At 64.0% G+C, this 15,208-nt stretch carries 13 protein-coding genes; 6 read left to right on the top strand and 7 right to left on the bottom strand.

Going from position 1 to position 15,208, the window contains the following annotated elements; translation table 11 throughout:
- Positions 1-285: 285 nt before the first annotated feature.
- From glgB to RAH32_RS17725, 4 genes are all read right to left on the bottom strand, one after another.
- A complete protein-coding gene (gene glgB, locus RAH32_RS17740) occupies positions 286-2,439 on the bottom strand; it encodes a 1,4-alpha-glucan branching protein GlgB (RefSeq protein ID WP_306609722.1) in 2,154 nt (717 codons plus the stop codon).
- Complete coding sequence (locus tag RAH32_RS17735; RefSeq protein WP_306609720.1) at positions 2,436-3,953, bottom strand: putative maltokinase; 1,518 nt, start codon at positions 3,951-3,953, stop codon at positions 2,436-2,438. Before RAH32_RS17735 ends, glgB begins: the two co-directional genes overlap by 4 nt.
- The gene (locus RAH32_RS17730) at positions 3,953-6,037 is read right to left on the bottom strand and encodes an alpha-1,4-glucan--maltose-1-phosphate maltosyltransferase (RefSeq protein ID WP_306609718.1); all 2,085 of its coding nucleotides are present in this window, start codon (positions 6,035-6,037) and stop codon (positions 3,953-3,955) included. The genes RAH32_RS17735 and RAH32_RS17730 overlap by 1 nt, the downstream gene beginning before the upstream one ends.
- A 185-nt stretch (positions 6,038-6,222) precedes the next feature.
- Positions 6,223-6,909 carry a chymotrypsin family serine protease gene (locus tag RAH32_RS17725; protein WP_306609716.1) on the bottom strand — a complete coding sequence of 229 codons (687 nt, stop codon included), beginning with the start codon at positions 6,907-6,909 and terminating at the stop codon, positions 6,223-6,225.
- Between the two features lie 413 nt (positions 6,910-7,322).
- On the opposite strand from RAH32_RS17725, the gene RAH32_RS17720 reads away from it, so the two are divergent.
- The 4 genes from RAH32_RS17720 (at position 7,323) to RAH32_RS17705 (ending at position 9,295) form a co-directional block, all read left to right on the top strand.
- A complete protein-coding gene (locus RAH32_RS17720) occupies positions 7,323-7,670 on the top strand; it encodes an ElaB/YgaM/YqjD family protein (protein WP_306609714.1) in 348 nt (115 codons plus the stop codon).
- A gap of 178 nt (positions 7,671-7,848) precedes the next feature.
- Positions 7,849-8,847 carry an alpha/beta fold hydrolase gene (locus RAH32_RS17715; RefSeq protein ID WP_306609712.1) on the top strand — a complete coding sequence of 333 codons (999 nt, stop codon included), beginning with the start codon at positions 7,849-7,851 and terminating at the stop codon, positions 8,845-8,847.
- A gap of 96 nt (positions 8,848-8,943) precedes the next feature.
- Positions 8,944-9,123 carry a hypothetical protein gene (locus RAH32_RS17710; RefSeq protein ID WP_306609710.1) on the top strand — a complete coding sequence of 60 codons (180 nt, stop codon included), beginning with the start codon at positions 8,944-8,946 and terminating at the stop codon, positions 9,121-9,123.
- The gene (locus RAH32_RS17705; RefSeq protein WP_306609708.1) at positions 9,116-9,295 is read left to right on the top strand and encodes a hypothetical protein; all 180 of its coding nucleotides are present in this window, start codon (positions 9,116-9,118) and stop codon (positions 9,293-9,295) included. Before RAH32_RS17710 ends, RAH32_RS17705 begins: the two co-directional genes overlap by 8 nt.
- Positions 9,296-9,425: 130 nt before the next feature.
- Here the strand turns inward: RAH32_RS17705 and RAH32_RS17700 are convergent, their stop codons facing one another.
- Both RAH32_RS17700 and RAH32_RS17695 read right to left on the bottom strand, forming a co-directional pair.
- Complete coding sequence (locus RAH32_RS17700) at positions 9,426-9,812, bottom strand: response regulator (RefSeq protein WP_306609707.1); 387 nt, start codon at positions 9,810-9,812, stop codon at positions 9,426-9,428.
- Between the two features lie 17 nt (positions 9,813-9,829).
- Complete coding sequence (locus RAH32_RS17695; protein ID WP_306609705.1) at positions 9,830-10,819, bottom strand: HWE histidine kinase domain-containing protein; 990 nt, start codon at positions 10,817-10,819, stop codon at positions 9,830-9,832.
- A 310-nt stretch (positions 10,820-11,129) separates the two neighbouring features.
- On the opposite strand from RAH32_RS17695, the gene RAH32_RS17690 reads away from it, so the two are divergent.
- Both RAH32_RS17690 and RAH32_RS17685 read left to right on the top strand, forming a co-directional pair.
- The gene (locus RAH32_RS17690; RefSeq protein ID WP_306609703.1) at positions 11,130-13,394 is read left to right on the top strand and encodes an MHYT domain-containing protein; all 2,265 of its coding nucleotides are present in this window, start codon (positions 11,130-11,132) and stop codon (positions 13,392-13,394) included.
- A 130-nt stretch (positions 13,395-13,524) separates the two neighbouring features.
- A complete protein-coding gene (locus RAH32_RS17685) occupies positions 13,525-13,686 on the top strand; it encodes a hypothetical protein (protein ID WP_158248072.1) in 162 nt (53 codons plus the stop codon).
- 75 nt (positions 13,687-13,761) lie between these two features.
- On the opposite strand, the gene RAH32_RS17680 is transcribed toward RAH32_RS17685, so the two are convergent.
- A complete protein-coding gene (locus RAH32_RS17680) occupies positions 13,762-15,018 on the bottom strand; it encodes an NAD(P)/FAD-dependent oxidoreductase (protein ID WP_306609700.1) in 1,257 nt (418 codons plus the stop codon).
- Positions 15,019-15,208: the final 190 nt, after the last annotated feature.

Below are 15,208 nucleotides of genomic sequence, written 5' to 3'. Positions count from 1 at the left end.
CAATCCCATCTTCACGTTGTTCGAAACAACAGCAGAGCTTGGACGAGGTTCCTCGGTAGAGCCTTCCATCCCGGTGCCTCGCCCGGGCATGGCAAGCTGATCATCCAGCGCGTCATCATGCGGATTCAGGATCGCCGCCCGAAATCGCGGTTCGGATACAACCCGCCAGATCGCCGAATTTGCGGCAAGATCGTCGCTGGTCAGGCCTTTTGCCGGCGACCGGTGTCCGATCCGGCCAGGTCGTGCGTTTACCGCAGGCCCGGATGCAGCACAGGACGGGTCCAGTCACTCGGGTGCCAGGATGATCGTTGCAAGCGGGGGAAGCGTCAGGGCAATGGAGGCCTGGCGCCCGTGCCATGCGATATCCTCCGACTGAAGCGCTTCCCCGTTGCCGACACCCGAGCCGCCGAAATCGGCATCATCGGTGTTGAGGATCTCGCGCCAGCCGCCTTGCTGCGGCAGGCCGATGCGGTATCCATGGTGCACCTGGGGCGTCAGGTTGCACACGACCACCACAGGGGGCGCGCCGTCGTCGGATTTTCGCATGAAGACCAGCACGCTTTGCTGGGCATCGCTGGCATCGATCCACTCGAAACCTTCGGGATCGCAGTCCAGACGATGCAAGGCGGGCTGGCTGCGATAAAGGTGGTTCAGGTCCCTGATCAACCGCTGGACCCCGCCGTGCAGGGGATCGTCCAGCAAATGCCAGTCCAGCGACTGGTCGTGGTTCCATTCGCGGTCCTGCGCGAACTCGCCTCCCATGAACAGAAGCTTCTTGCCGGGATGCGTCCACATGAAGCCGAAATAGGCGCGCAGGTTCGCGAATTTCTGCCAGCGGTCGCCCGCCATCTGGCGGATCAGCGAGCCTTTGCCATGGACGACCTCGTCATGGCTCAGCGGCAGCACGAAGTCTTCGGACCAGGCATAGACCATGCCAAAGGTCAGATCGTTCTGATGGTGGCGGCGATAGATGGGGTCGCGGCGGAAATAGCCCAGCGTGTCGTGCATCCAGCCCATGTTCCACTTGAAGCCGAAACCCAGGCCGCCGTCCTTGACCGGGCGGCTGACCTTGGGAAAGGCGGTCGATTCCTCGGCGATGGTGATGGCGCCGGGATAATCCTCGCAGACGCGGCAGTTCACGTCGCGCAGGAAGTCGATGGCTTCCAGGTTCTCGTTCCCGCCGAACTGGTTCGGGATCCACTGGCCTGGCTGGCGCGAATAATCCAGATACAGCATCGAGGCCACCGCATCCACGCGCAGCGCATCGACATGGAACATGTCCAGCCAGTAAAGCGCGCTGGCCTGAAGGAAATTCGCCACCTCGCGCCGGCCGAAGTTGTAGATCAGCGTGTTCCAGTCCTGGTGGAAGCCCTGCCGGGGGTCGGCATGTTCGTAAAGCGCGGTCCCGTCGAACTTGCCCAGGCCATGGGCGTCGGACGGGAAATGCGCAGGAACCCAGTCGATGATGACGCCGATGTCTGAGGCGTGCAGCCGGTCCACCAGCCGCGCGAAAGCCTTGGGCGAGCCATAGCGGCTGGTCGGCGCGAACAATCCGATGGGCTGATATCCCCAGGATCCGGTGAAGGGATGTTCCGACACCGGCAGGAATTCGACATGGGTGAAGCCCATCTCGGTCACATAGGGGACCAGCAGGTCGGCGATGGCGTCATAGTCGAGGATCTCGCCCTCGGCCCCGCGCCGCCATGATCCCAGGTGGACCTCGTAGATGGAAATCGGGGCCGTGCGGTCCTGCCGTGCCGCGCGGCTTTCCATCCAGTCCCGGTCCTGCCAGGAATAATCCGGCAGGCCGCTGATGACGGATGCGGTTCCGGGCGACTGCTCGTGCAGGAAGCCCACCGGATCGGCCTTGAGCGGCATCCGTTCGCCATGGGCGCTGATGATCTCGTACTTGTAAAGTTCGCCCACCGACAGGCCGGGAATGAACAGTTCCCACAAGCCCGGCCCCAGCCGCCTGCGCATGGGATGGCGGCGTCCGTCCCAGGCGTTGAAATCGCCCACCACGCTGACCCGCCGCGCATTCGGTGCCCAGACGGCGAAGGCCACGCCGTCCACGCCCCCATGGGTGATGGGATGGGCGCCCAGCTTTTCGTAAAGCTGGCGGTGCCGCCCTTCGGCGATCAGGTATTCGTCCATCTCGCCCAGAACCAGACCGAAGCGATAGGGATCCTCGACCACCCAGCTGTGGTCCCCCGATGTCATCTCAAGCTGGTAGTGGTCGCCGTCGAAGGGGCCGGCAAAGAAGCCTTCGGGGTGGACACGTTCCAGCGGCGCGCGCTTGCCGTCGGCCAGGACCGAGACCTCGGCCGCCTGCGGGGCGAAGACCCGCACCTCGCCGTCATGGGGGCCAAGGATGGCGAACGGGTTGGGATGGCTGCCGCGCAGGATGGCTTCGATTTCCGATGCGGACGCCTTGGTCATTGGTCTTTTCCTTCCAGCAGGTCGAGGATTCCCTTCAGCGGGATGCCGATCCAGGCGGGCCTGTTGCTCAACTCGTAGCCCGCCTCGTAGATCGCCTTATGCAGCAGAAAGAAGTCCAGCAGCGTTTCGCGCGATCCCTCGTCGGACGGCAGGTTGGCCGCGCCTTCCGAATGCCGGCGGTAGGCATCCAGGAAGTCGCGCATGACCGACTGCCGCCATGTCTCGATCCGGTCCCGTCCACCCTCGACATTGTCGTGCCGCGCGATCACGGTCATCGCGGCATAGTCGAAGGACCGCAGCATCCCCGCCACATCGCGCAGCGGAGAGGATTTCTCGCGCCGTTCGGCAAGGGTGCGCGCCGGTTCGCCCTCGAAGTCGATGATCACCACATCGTCCTGGGCCAGCAGGACCTGCCCCAGGTGGTAATCGCCATGGATGCGCGACAGTTTGCAGCCCGGTGCAAGATCGGCCACCGCCCGCAGCCGCGACAGCAACGCCTGCCGCTGCGCCAGCAGGGATTGCACCAAGGGGGCAACGGTGTCGGGCAGCTGCGCTTGTTCCAGGCGCGCGATCAGCGCCTCGGCCTCGGCCCGGGCATCTTCGGCCCATTTGCCAAGCTGGTCCGACGTCAGATCCTTGGTCGCGAAGGCCGGATCTTCGGTTTCCGTCGCAAGCGCCTTGTGCAGTTCCGCCGTGCGCCGTCCCAGGATCGACCCCAGGCTGAGCGGGAAGTCGAAGACGGCCGTCCCGGACTGCGCCTCGCCGGCCGAAGCTTCCTGCTGCAGCGCGTCAACGATGCCACTCCAAGCGTCGCCCTGGTTCGCGACAAAGGCAAAGGCCGCGGCCAGGGTCGTCGATCCATGCACGACCTGACCCAGGAAGCGGGGTGTATGGTCAAAGCCCGCGACTTCCGTCAGGAATTTCGCGACTTCCACGTCCGGCTGCTCGCCCTCGCGGAGGCGGCGGTAAAGCTTCAGGATGATCCTGTCGCCGAAGGCGATGGACAGGTTCGACTGTTCCGCGCCAAGCTGCCGGGGATCGCCCGGCTGCTCGATCTGGCGCAAGGCGTCCGTTCCCTCGAACCGCAGGGGTCCGTCAAGGCGGTTTTCCTTCAACCCGTCCAGCAGCAGTTGCGGCAGACGCTCGTCATAGGCGCCGTCGATCAGGGTGCCTGCCCGGTCGGCATGGCGGATCCTGGCCAGCGCATAAGACGTCTTCGGCGCACCGGAGTGCTCATCCCCCCAGCGGACGGAAATGGGCAGCAGATAGCTTTGATCCTCGTCTCCGACCGTCACATTGACCGAAACCAACTCATGCTCGCCCTGGGCCAAGTCGCCCAGTGGCGTCATGGCGACCGCACCAATGGCCTTGTCCTTGCCCGCGAACCAGCGTTGCAATGGCAACCATTTCGGCAGGACCTCGGTCCTGAACTGCGTGCCTTCGTGCCCCTCAAGGGCCGTCGCCACCCGCCCGTTCGACGTGTCCAGGACCATGAACTCTGTCAGATCGTTCATCAGCGGGGAACTCCGGGGGCGAAAAGCTGCCAGATGGCATAGGGACGGCTGTGGGGCTCAAGCTCCAGCCAGTGGTTCTTGCCGTGCCAGGTGAAACTGTTGCCGTGGATCAGGTCGCGCACCTCGACCGAGGCCTCGTCAGGCAGGCCGAACTCCCACAGGGGAACTTCGAACTCGAAGGCCTGGGTGTTGTGGGGGTCAAGGTTGACGTGGATCAGGACGAAGTCGTTGCCGGTCTGCTTGCCATAGGACAGGACCTTGTCACTGGATGCGTTGTAGAATTTCACGTTCGTGAAGTCCTGAAGCGCGGGATGCGTTCGGCGCAGCCGGTTCATCAGGCGGATGTCGTCCTGGATGTTGCCGGGCTGGTTCATATCCCAGGCACGGATCTCGTATTTCTCGGAATTGAGGTATTCCTCTTTGCCCGGCACGGGTGCGGCCTCGCAGATCTCGAAGCCGTTATAGACGCCGTAGTTGCCCCCTAGGGTCGCAGCTAGGACCAGCCGGGTGCGGAAACCGGGGCGGCCGCTGGTTTGCAGGAACCGGGGATTGATGTCGGGCGTGTTCACGAAGAAGTTCGGCCGCATGTATTCGCGGCACTCCTCCTGCGTCAGTTCGGTCAGATAGTCGATGATCTCCTGCTTTTCGTTGCGCCAGGTAAAATAGGAATAGGACTGCGAATAGCCCAGCTTCGCCAGCCGCTTCATCACCTTGGGCCGGGTAAAGGCCTCGGCCAGGAAGATCACGCCGGGGTCCTTCCTGCGCACCTCCTCGATCAGCCATTCCCAGAAGGGGAAGGGCTTGGTGTGCGGATTGTCGACGCGGAAGATGCGCACGCCCTGGTCCACCCAGAACAGCACCACGTCGCGCAGCGCATACCACAGCGAGGGGATGGCCCCGCGATAGAAATGGACGTTGACGATGTCCTCGTATTTCTTGGGCGGGTTCTCGGCGAACTTGATGGTGCCGTCGGGGCGCCAGTCGAACCATTCGGGATGTTCGCGGATCCAGGGATGGTCGGGCGAACACTGGATGGCGAAGTCCAGCGCAATCTCCAGCCCGTGATCCTTAGCGGCGGCGATCAGGCGGCGGAAATCGTCGAAGCTGCCAAGCTCGGGGTGGATGGCGTCGTGGCCGCCTGCCTCGCTGCCGATGGCATAGGGGCTGCCCGGCTCGCCCTCCTGCGCGGTCAGGCTGTTGTTGCGGCCCTTGCGGTTGGTCTTGCCGATGGGATGAATCGGCGGGAAATACAGCACGTCGAAGCCCAGGTCGCGGACATAGGGCAGGCGCGCGATCACGTCGTCGAAGGTGCCGTGGCGGTTCACGTCGCCGGACTGGGACCGGGGCATCAGTTCGTACCACGCGCTGAAGGCGGCAGGCTTGCGGTCCACGAAGACCGTCAGCGTCTTGTATTCGGTCAGATTGGTCCGGGGGCCGAACTGCTGCATCAGGGCCAGAACGGAAGGATCGCCCAGCCGGGCGAAGCGGGCTGCATCCACCGACGCGTCGTCCCCGGCAGCCTCGGCATAGGCTGAATCCGCCGCCAGAACCCCGATGACCGTCGCGCGCGCTTCACCCGAGGCATGGCCATCCTCCAACCCGGCCTGCAAAAGCCTGCGGCCTTCCTCCAATTCCAAGGCGATCCTCTGGCCGGCCGCCAGTTTCTTGGTCACCTCCTTGTGCCAGGTCGTGAACAGATCGCGCCAGGCCAGGATCGTGCATTCGTAATAGTCGTTCTCGGAAAACACGACACTGGTGGCCCATCGGTCATTCTCGACCAGGGTCATCGCGGATTCAGAAGCGTCCTCATCACCAGCACGACGCCACAGGATTGCGGCGGCGATCGAGTCATGCCCGTCCGAGAAGATGTCGGCCTCGATGACCGTGGGCTGACCCGCGACGGCCTTGGCAGGAAAGCGGCCGCCATCGATTTCGATCGAGACGCCTTCGATGGCGATACGCTGCGCGGCAAGCGCCCGGAGCCTTGCGTCCGACCTTGCCTCGGGATCCGGCTGCGACCTTGTGCCTGCAGTACCCGGGGCCGCGTCCTGGTGTGTTCCGTTCGTCCCGTTGTTGCCCAGCATGATACCTTCCCTCGCAGCCACATGTCAGGAAAACCGGCTTTGCGCGACAAAGGTTCCTGCACGCTCACGCCCCAGTGATCACCGCCTCGCCTGTAAGCCGTCCGGGGCGCCGATAAGAGGCATCGCGATGTCTTTCACAGCCCCTGGTCTTCACCGGCCATGGGCGTCGCTTGCACCGAAGCGGATCAAGCGAGGCTCAGCCTCATCGCGTCGAAGATGTTGCTGATCTTGCAGGCATAACCCCCGCTTCCGTCCTCGTCGACGGCGTGGAGGATGCCGACAAGCAATCCGTCGCCGGTCATGATCGGGGCGCCGGAGTCGCCCTCGGATCCGAAACGACTGCTGTTGTTGGCGGGGTCGTCGGCATTGAAGGTGATCTGGAAGAGGTCGTGGAAGCCGCCATAGGTGTAGCTTGACATGGTAACCAGGCCGACCGTTCGCCCTGTCGTGCGACCATGCTTCGAGACGATCATGCCATCGACCGGATCGGCGATGCCCTTAATGTCTCCGATCTTCCAGACGTAGTTCCTGAAGCCGGTATCGCTGTCGAGAAGCGCGATGCCGGCATCGATGCTTCCCTCGTAATGAACCTCGCTTGTAGAGGCGACGCCGTTGATCCACCCGACGGGCGCTGGCTGATACACCCTTTGATCCACCGGCGTGATGCCCCCCTTCTTCTGGGGCATCAGCACATGACCTGCAGTCAGAAGATAAGGCGGGTTGTCTGCCGCCGCGATACCAGACTTCGGCCGCTGCCGGACGAAACAACCGATTGTTCCGCAGGCGGTATGCACTGCCATGAAGTCAGCAACGGCAATCTGAATGCCCGCGGCAAGGGGCCGCTCTTTCCATACATAGGGGCCGGACGACATCGGCAACCTCCGTTCCATGTCGATCATCACAAGGCGGCAAAGCAGGAGTTCCGGGCAGCCTTTCAAGGACAGCCGCGTTCAGGGAAACAGTTCCGACAGCAGATCGAGCATAGCAAACCTGCCGGTCGCTTTCCACGGATATGAGGGAGCTTCAGCCTCTTGGCCCGTGATGGCTGGCCCATTGCGGAGCTTCCGAATGCTTGGTGCTTTACGCTCCGAAAGCGGCCCCCAATCGTCTCCAGCCCGTCGCTTGCGCCTCCGATTGGCGGACTTTCCGAAACGGATGCAGGCTGAAGAGCGGCGCGGTTGCTGAAAGCCGGCCATTCGTGGCCTTGCGCGACCGCATCATGGAACGACTGGCGGCGTGTCTTGTTGTTCCTGTCGAAACAGCCCACTGCAGAAAGAACGCGAGAATGGCACAGAACCAGATTGCTGAACACGAACAAGGCCCCGAAGCGACTGCGACCGGGGTCATCGACGATCTCAAGTCCGGGGCCTCCCATCTGGCCGGGCGTGCTGCCGCGACCGTGAACGATACCCTGGAGACAGGACGCGAATATGCCGGCCGCATCCGCGAGGCGGGACAGAACTTGGCCGAAGACGTCTATCAGACAGGGCACCGGAGAGCCGAGGAAGCGGCATTCTATGCGGAACTGGGCTATGAGGAAGTCCGGGACTGGGCGCGCAGCCATCCCTCGCAGGCCCTGGGCATCGCGGCGGGGATTGGCCTTCTGCTTGGCATCCTGGTCGCCCGCCGCTAAGGCCGCCCCGGGTGCCGGCGGCAATCCGCGCTGCGGCGGGCGGGCACGGTGGAAACGAACACCGTCCTGCACGGCCGCACAGCGCGCCGTCTTCTGGCGCATCCTTGATCGCCGGAACCGCTTTTGCGCAGTTTTCCCTGAACTCCCCGGAGTTCCCGACCCAACCAGAACGGATCGCATGACAGGACATTCCTTCAAGGCCCTTGCAGACGCCGAACACCCCCGTCCTGGGCGGACAGCGCGAAGGCGGCGGCTGGGACTTGCCGTTGCGGGCGTTCTGGCGGCCACGGCAGTGGTCAACCACCAGCTTGCAAGGCGGGCGGAAAGGCGCAATCCCCCTGTCGGGCAGTTCATCGAGGTGGACGGGATCCGCCTTCATTACCTGGAACGTGGCGAGGGATCGCCGCTGGTCCTGCTGCATGGCAATGGCAGCATGATCCAGGACTTCGTCTCAAGCGGGCTTGTTGACCTGGCGGCCCGGCGGCACCGCGTCATCGTGTTCGACCGCCCCGGCTATGGGCACAGCCCGCGGCCGCGCGGCCGGGTGTGGAGCCCGCAGGCCCAGGCCGATCTGTTCCAGGCGGCACTCGGGCGGCTTGGCGTGTCGCAAGCCGTGATCCTGGGTCATTCCTGGGGGGCCTCGGTGGCCCTGGCGATGGCGCTGAACCATCCGCAGATGGTCCGGGGCCTGGTCCTCGCCTCCGGCTACTACTTTCCGACCGCGCGGGTCGACATGGCGCTTCTCTCCGGTCCGGCCGTGCCGCTGCTGGGAGACGTCGCACGCCATACCGTCGCGCCCATTGCCAGCAGGCTCATCTGGCCGCTTCTGATGCGCAAGATCTTCGGCCCCGCGCCAGTCCCGGAAAAGTTCAGGGCTTTCCCCGAGGAGATGGCCGTGCGCCCGTCGCAGATCCGGGCCGAGGCCGCGGAGTCGGCCCTCCTGATCCCGTCCGCTGCGGCGATGTGCAAGGACTACGCGTCCCTGACGATGCCCGTGGCCATCGTCGCGGGTGCCCAGGACCGCCTGATCGATCCTGCCGCGCAGTCGCAGCGGCTCCATCAGGCGATTGCCCAAAGCAGTCTCCACCTGGTTCCGGGCTGCGGTCACATGGTACACCAGACCAGTCCGGGTGCGGTGATGGCAGCGATCGACACCGTCGGCGCCCGAGGCGTCTGACAGGCCTGGTTGCGGACCAGCCAGCCTAGACCTTGAGTGATCTTCCTGTGGTGATTTGCCTTAACGGGGCTGCCATGATCAGGTGAACGCTCAGCCATGAAAGGGCGCATCATGACAGAAACGGCAGAAGACCGGCAGTCGGATGAGATTGTCGCCGACCGCATCAGGTTTGCGTGCAACTCGATGGGCATGTCCGATGCCGAAGGCCAGGACATGGCGCGACGTGCGGTAGCGTTGCGGGCGAAGGCGAACACCAGGAGGAGGCCCGATGACTAAGAACACGGACCGGCACGTCCGCGAAGGTTATGGCACACTGTTCGAGGCGGTCTTGCAGGCTTGCGCGGCGGCCGGGCTGAACGAGGAGGCCGCGACGGATATTGCCGTGAGAACAGTGGAGATCGTGCAGGCGGGGAACATGACGCCCTGGCAAGACGATCACCCTCAATGACTGCTCGGCAAGGCAATCCGAACGTGCGACGCGGCGGTTCAGAAGCATTACCAAGGCCTTGCGTTCATATGTCGCAGTTGCCTGTCGGAAACACCTCGGCCCTTAAGGGGAAGGCATCCTGCGTCTTTCCCTAGGGCAGTGCACGTTGCAATGCCGCGATCAGGCGGGACTCGGTGACCGGTTTCCCGACATTCTCGGCCCCCGCCAGGGCTTCACAGCCATCGAAGGCCAGGATGTCATAGGCCGACGAGAGCACGAAAGGGATCCCGAGGTCCCGCAGCCGTTGGGCGACCGGCACCACCGGACGGCCGCGCAGGTTCCCGTCCAGCACCGCGACATCGGGGCGCATGTCGTCCAGCAGGCGCAGCGCGCCTTCCACGGTCCCTGCCGGTCCCAGAACGGTGTAGCCATTGTCCTGAAGCATCATCTGCACATCGAGAGCGATCAGCATCTCGTCCTCGACGACCAGTACCGAAACACCGGCGCCCGGAGAAGATGGAGCGGGCTTGTCAGACATCGGCCAACCGGGAACCGCTATTGGGGAAACGTCAGATCAGCCACAAAACCGTCTTGCCGATAGCTCAGTTCCGCCTGGCCCTTCAGGTCCACTTCCGTGGCAAACCTGATCAGGCACGTCCCGAAGCCGACAGCCTCGGGTGGCGAGGCTTCCGGTCCGTTGCTTTCCCGCCAGCAGAGATGCACCTGGCGCTGGCCGTCCCTGTCCTCGGCAAGGTTCCAGGAGATATCCAGCAGCCCGCCGGGAACCGACAGCGCCCCATGCTTGAGGGCATTGGTGGCCAGTTCATGCAGGATCATCCCCAGGGACATGGCCTGCCTGGGCAGCAGGGCGATGGCCCCCTGCCCGTCCAGCGTGATGGCGCTTGTTTCCTCGAGCCAAGGTTCCATTACCGCGCGCACCAGCTGACCCAGGTCGGCTTCGGCTTCCTGGGTCGAGACGGCCAATGAACGGGCCAGAGCATCGAAGCGGCCGAGGAAGTCGTCGCGGTATTCCTCCGCGCTGCGCCCCTCGACCCCGGTTCGCCGGGCGATCGCCCGCGTCACCGCCAGAAGGTTCTTGATCCGGTGGCCCAGCTCTCCGATCAGGATGTCCTTGTCATCGTCGGCCTGCCGCCTCTCGGTGGCGTCCACGATGGTGAAAAGCAGGATGCGCTGGCCGCTGTCGGGGTGGCTCAGACGCTGGGCACTGACCAGCATGGTGCGCGGGCCGATATGGGGAAACTCTGCCCGCACCTCGTAGTCGATGACCGAGGTGCTTCTCGGGATCACCTGATCAAGCAGAAGGCGCAACTCCGGGATGTTCCATTGACCGTTGCCAAGATCGGCCAAGGCAGTCCCGATCGTCTCGTCCCGGCTTGTCGAGAAGGTCTTGTAGAAGGCCGGGTTGGCGGTCAGGACCCTGAAATCGTCATCCAGCACCACCAACGGATCGCGCAGCGTGTTGACGATGCTGACAGCCTGGACATGCGAGCCGCGCAACAGGCGGTAGAGTTCATCAAGATCCAAGAGATGCCTCCGCAGGGTGTTCGCAAGGGCAAGGGATAATATGGTTCAAACACCTTTGGCAGACAATTGGGTCCTTTTCCTCAACAACGCGCATGGCACCCTGGCCCCGTGTCTTGCCCGCGACCCGGGCTTCAACGGCAGGTCCATGCCTTCAGCGAAACATCAGCCACGTCGCCTCTGGAAAGGACCTGCAATCCTTGCCCGCGACGCCGCCTTGATCGAAGGCCCCGGGCCGAAGCTCCCGATGGCGTTCGGATCGAGGCTGTTATTATAGTGCGCCATTTGCAGCTGAATCGATGCAGGAATACGCATGCACGGCCACCATAACGAGGCTCTTGTCTTTCTGGCACTTCTGATCGCAGTGGTCGCTTCCTATACCGCGCTGGATCTTGCAGGCCGCTTTGGTGCCGCAGCCACTCGATCCGCACGGGCGGTTTGGCTCGCAGGCGCCGCGTTCTCGCTTGGCGGGGGCATCTGGTCCATGCACTTCGTGGCGATGCTGGCCTATTCGATGCCGGGGATGCAGCCGTCCTATGACCTGGGGCTGACGACACTCTCGTTTTTCCTCGCGGTCGGGGCGACCGGAGTTGGCTTCTCGATCGTGGGCCATGTGCGCCAGCGTGCGCTCGCGCTTCTTCTCAGCGGTCCGCTCATGGGCTTCGGGATTGCCGCGATGCACTATACGGGCATGGCGGCCCTGCAGATCCCCATGAGCGTCAGCTATGATCCGGCCTGGGTGGCGATCTCGCTTCTGATCTCGATCACCGCTGCCACGGCCGCACTGTGGCTGGCCTTCATGAACACGGGTCAGGTCGAGAAATTCATAGCCGCCGTGGTCATGGGCGCCGCCATTTCGGGGATGCACTTCTCGGGAATGCACGCGGCTGTCTTTTCTCCGCTTCCAGGCGGCGAAAGCATCGGCATGCACAGCGTGAATCACGAAGGGCTTGCCGCCGGGATTTCGGCCATCACCTTCGTGATCCTGTCCCTCGCCCTGATTGCGGCCACCCTGGACCGTCGCATGGCACAGCAAAGCCGAAGGGAAGCGGAACTTCTGAAGGCAAGCGAGGAGCGTTTCCGGCTGCTCTACCGCCGGACGCCGCTTCCCTTGCATGCCGTTGATCGCGATGACCGGATCCTGGACATCAGCGACGCCTGGCTTGCCCTGCTGGGCTTTGACCGCGACCAGGTCATCGGCCGTCCCGTCTGGGAGTTCATGACGCCCGCTTCCGCACAAGATCGGATGAAAGCCACCCGATGGCCGCTTGAAGAAACCGAACGGATCCACAAGGTCCAGGCGGCCCTTGTCAGCAGGTCGGGAAAGGTGATCGAAGTGGAAATCGCCCGCCGGATCGAAGTGGACGCCAAGGGAGAGTTTCTGTCCTGCATCGAGGGCCTGGTCGATGTCACGGCCCGCAACGAGGCCGAGATCGCGCTCAGGCAGACGCAGAAGATGGAGGTGCTGGGGCAGCTGACGGGCGGCGTGGCGCATGATTTCAACAACCTGCTTGCGATCATTCTGGGAAACCTGGAGTTGCTGCGGAAGGGAAACACCGACGCCCAGCGCGCCCGGCAGCTGATCGAAGTCGCCATTCAGGGCGTGCAGAGAGGCTCTATGCTGACGCAGCGCATGCTGGCCTTCGCGCGCCGCCAGACATTGGCACCCGAGCCGGTGGACGTGATTGCCCTGATCAACGGCATGGTTGACCTTCTGCAGCGGTCCCTGGGACCTCAATACGAATTGCAGCTTCCCCAAGCCGATCTCGTCGCCGTTGCGAACGTCGATGAAAACCAGTTGGAGATGGCGCTTCTGAACCTGATCGTCAACGCACGCGACGCCATGCCGGAAGGAGGCCTGATCAAGGTCATCGTGGAAACCCTGGGCACCGACCCATCCTCGCGGCAGATCGCCGTCAAGGTCGTCGATCATGGTTCCGGCATGGATGCCGAAACCCTGGCTCGCGCGACAGACCCCTTCTTCACCACCAAGGGTCCGACGAAGGGCACCGGGCTTGGCCTCTCCATGGTTCACGGCTTCGCGGCCCAGTCCGGCGGCCGTCTCCACCTCTCCAGCACGCCGGGGGAAGGAACCGAAGCAACGATCCTGTTGCAGGCAGCAGAGGCACCAGTCGTTGCCGAGCCGGTTCGGACATTCCCCGAACAGGCGCCCGCACAAAAGGCGTCGTCCACGATCATGGCCGTGGACGACGACCTGCTGGTCCTGATGAACACCCAGGCCATGCTCGAGGACATGGGGCATCGGGTCATTCCCGCGCATAACGGAGAGGAGGCCCTCCGCCTCCTCGACAAGACCGGCGACGTTGATCTTGTGATCACCGACCAGGCGATGCCGCGGATGACGGGTTTGCAGCTTGCCGAAGCCATTCAGGTTCGGCACCCGAACCTGCCGGTGATCCTTGCCACCGGCTATGCAGAGCTTCCCACGGATCATCCCAACATCGCGTTCAAGCTCGACAAGCCCTACTTCCAGGCCCAACTGGAGAAAGCGGTGCTTGAGGCGCTGAGGTCGAGGCAAGACCCGAAGGTCATTCCCTTCAAGCTTCCCGCGAGCTGATCTGCATGGCGCACCGGGCGCCCGGTTCGGCTGGCGCGCGTCGCAGTCGGCCGACGCACGCTTGCAGCCATCTTGCGGCACAGGCGGAACAACCGCCCAGTCCCAGGGTTGTGGTTCAGGAGGAACCATCATGACCCGTGAACGGCCCAAGCAACCCAATCCAGCCACCGATCCCCCGCGCCAGCATGGTCAGGGCGACCATGAGGGCGTTCCTCATTCCCCCGAGGAATTCGATGTCATGAACCCGGCGAAGACCGGCAAGACACCCGGCAACCCGCAGGAGAACCAGTAACCCGGCCTGCGGGATTGCCGGGCGGTCAGCGTCCTTTCCGCGCCGGCCCCGCGCGCCAGGTCCCGCCCGGACAGATCATCCGGGCCGGGCGGGTTCCTTTTGCGTGATGAGACGGGCCGTGTTCTGACGGGACAGAAAGCTCCATAGCCAGTTGATGGCGACAGCCAGCCGCGACCTGACGCCGATCAGATAGTAGATATGGGCGATGCCCCAGATCCACCAGGCCAGCCAGCCCGTCAGGCGAATGCGGCCAAGATCGATCACTGCGGCATTGCGCCCGATGGTGGCCAGATTGCCCTGATGGACATAGCGGAAGGGCTTAGGGATCGGCCTTCCGGCCAGCCGTGCCTTGATCAGGGCCGCTGCATACCTGCCCTGCTGCTTGGCCGCCGGTGCCAGTCCGGGCACCGGCTTGCCGTCCATCTCGACATGGGCGGTGTCGCCCAGCACGAGGATCCGGGGATCGCCAGGCAGCGTCAGGTGCGCATCGACCATCACCCGTCCCGCGCGGTCGGCCGGTGCCGCCAGCCATTCCGCAGCCGGCGAGGCCTGCACTCCGGCAGCCCAGATCACCGTCCGGCAGGGAACCGGGCTTTCGCCGATGGTGACCTCCAGGGGCGAGATGCCGGTCACCGGCTGCCCGGTCAGGACCTGCACGCCGCGTCGCTGCAAGGCCGCCGCTGCGTAATCGGACAACCCCTGCGGAAAGACCGGCAGGACACGCGGCCCCGCCTCGATCACCATGATCCGCGCGGTGCGCGTGTCGATGCGCCGGAACTCCCGTGGCAGGACGCGATGCGCAAGATCGGCCACGATCCCGGCAAGTTCAACCCCGGTCGGCCCGCCGCCGATGATGGCAAAGGTCAGGTTCGCGTCGCGTTCCGCCGGATCATGGGTCAACTCCGCCCGCTCGAAGGCCAGAAGCAGGCGGCGGCGGATGGTGGTCGCGTCCTCCAGGGTCTTCAGGCCCGGCGCATGGACCTCCCATTCGTCATGGCCGAAATAGGCGTGGCGCGCGCCTGTCGCCAGCACCAGGGTGTCGAAGGGCACCGGGTCCGCGTTATCCAGCACCACCTGACCGGCAGTCCGGTCTATGCCTGTCACGCGCGCCAGCAGGGTCACGACGTCGGGCCGGTGGCGCAATACCCGGCGGATCGGCCAGGCAATCTCGGATGTCGCCAGAAGCGTGGTCGCAACCTGATACAAAAGCGGCTGGAACAGGTGATGGTTGCGCTGGTCGATCAGCGTGATCGCGCAATCGGCACCCGCCAGATCCTTCACCAGCTGCAAACCGGCAAAGCCAGCCCCGACAACGACGACGCGATGTTTCACAATGGCCTCCGGGAAACGTGTCCTTGACTAGAACCTTCGACAGCGCCGATTGTTTCGGTGAACCTGGCGCTTGAAGACATTTTGCCGTCTGCCGCGAAGACTGACGCAGACTGACCTTCGTCCATCCGAACCCGCGTTCCCGTTTCCAACCGGAACGGCGCCCGTGGTCATGCAGCCCCCACTCAACCGC

Origin of the sequence: Paracoccus yibinensis (assembly GCF_030846195.1) — a bacterium.
GTDB lineage: Bacteria > Pseudomonadota > Alphaproteobacteria > Rhodobacterales > Rhodobacteraceae > Paracoccus > Paracoccus yibinensis.
Note: the sequence above shows the minus strand (reverse complement) of the source record. Positions and strands in the feature narration are given on the sequence as shown.

Coding starts and splice junctions, on each gene's coding strand:
- RAH32_RS17705 (WP_306609708.1), top strand. CDS start 9,116: ATGACTAAGAACACGGACCGGCACGTCCGCGAAGGTTATGGCACACTG.
- RAH32_RS17690 (WP_306609703.1), top strand. CDS start 11,130: ATGCACGGCCACCATAACGAGGCTCTTGTCTTTCTGGCACTTCTGATC.
- RAH32_RS17715 (WP_306609712.1), top strand. CDS start 7,849: ATGACAGGACATTCCTTCAAGGCCCTTGCAGACGCCGAACACCCCCGT.
- RAH32_RS17730 (WP_306609718.1), bottom strand. CDS start 6,037: ATGCTGGGCAACAACGGGACGAACGGAACACACCAGGACGCGGCCCCG.
- glgB (WP_306609722.1), bottom strand. CDS start 2,439: ATGACCAAGGCGTCCGCATCGGAAATCGAAGCCATCCTGCGCGGCAGC.
- RAH32_RS17735 (WP_306609720.1), bottom strand. CDS start 3,953: ATGAACGATCTGACAGAGTTCATGGTCCTGGACACGTCGAACGGGCGG.
- RAH32_RS17685 (WP_158248072.1), top strand. CDS start 13,525: ATGACCCGTGAACGGCCCAAGCAACCCAATCCAGCCACCGATCCCCCG.
- RAH32_RS17720 (WP_306609714.1), top strand. CDS start 7,323: ATGGCACAGAACCAGATTGCTGAACACGAACAAGGCCCCGAAGCGACT.
- RAH32_RS17710 (WP_306609710.1), top strand. CDS start 8,944: ATGAAAGGGCGCATCATGACAGAAACGGCAGAAGACCGGCAGTCGGAT.
- RAH32_RS17700 (WP_306609707.1), bottom strand. CDS start 9,812: ATGTCTGACAAGCCCGCTCCATCTTCTCCGGGCGCCGGTGTTTCGGTA.
- RAH32_RS17725 (WP_306609716.1), bottom strand. CDS start 6,909: ATGTCGTCCGGCCCCTATGTATGGAAAGAGCGGCCCCTTGCCGCGGGC.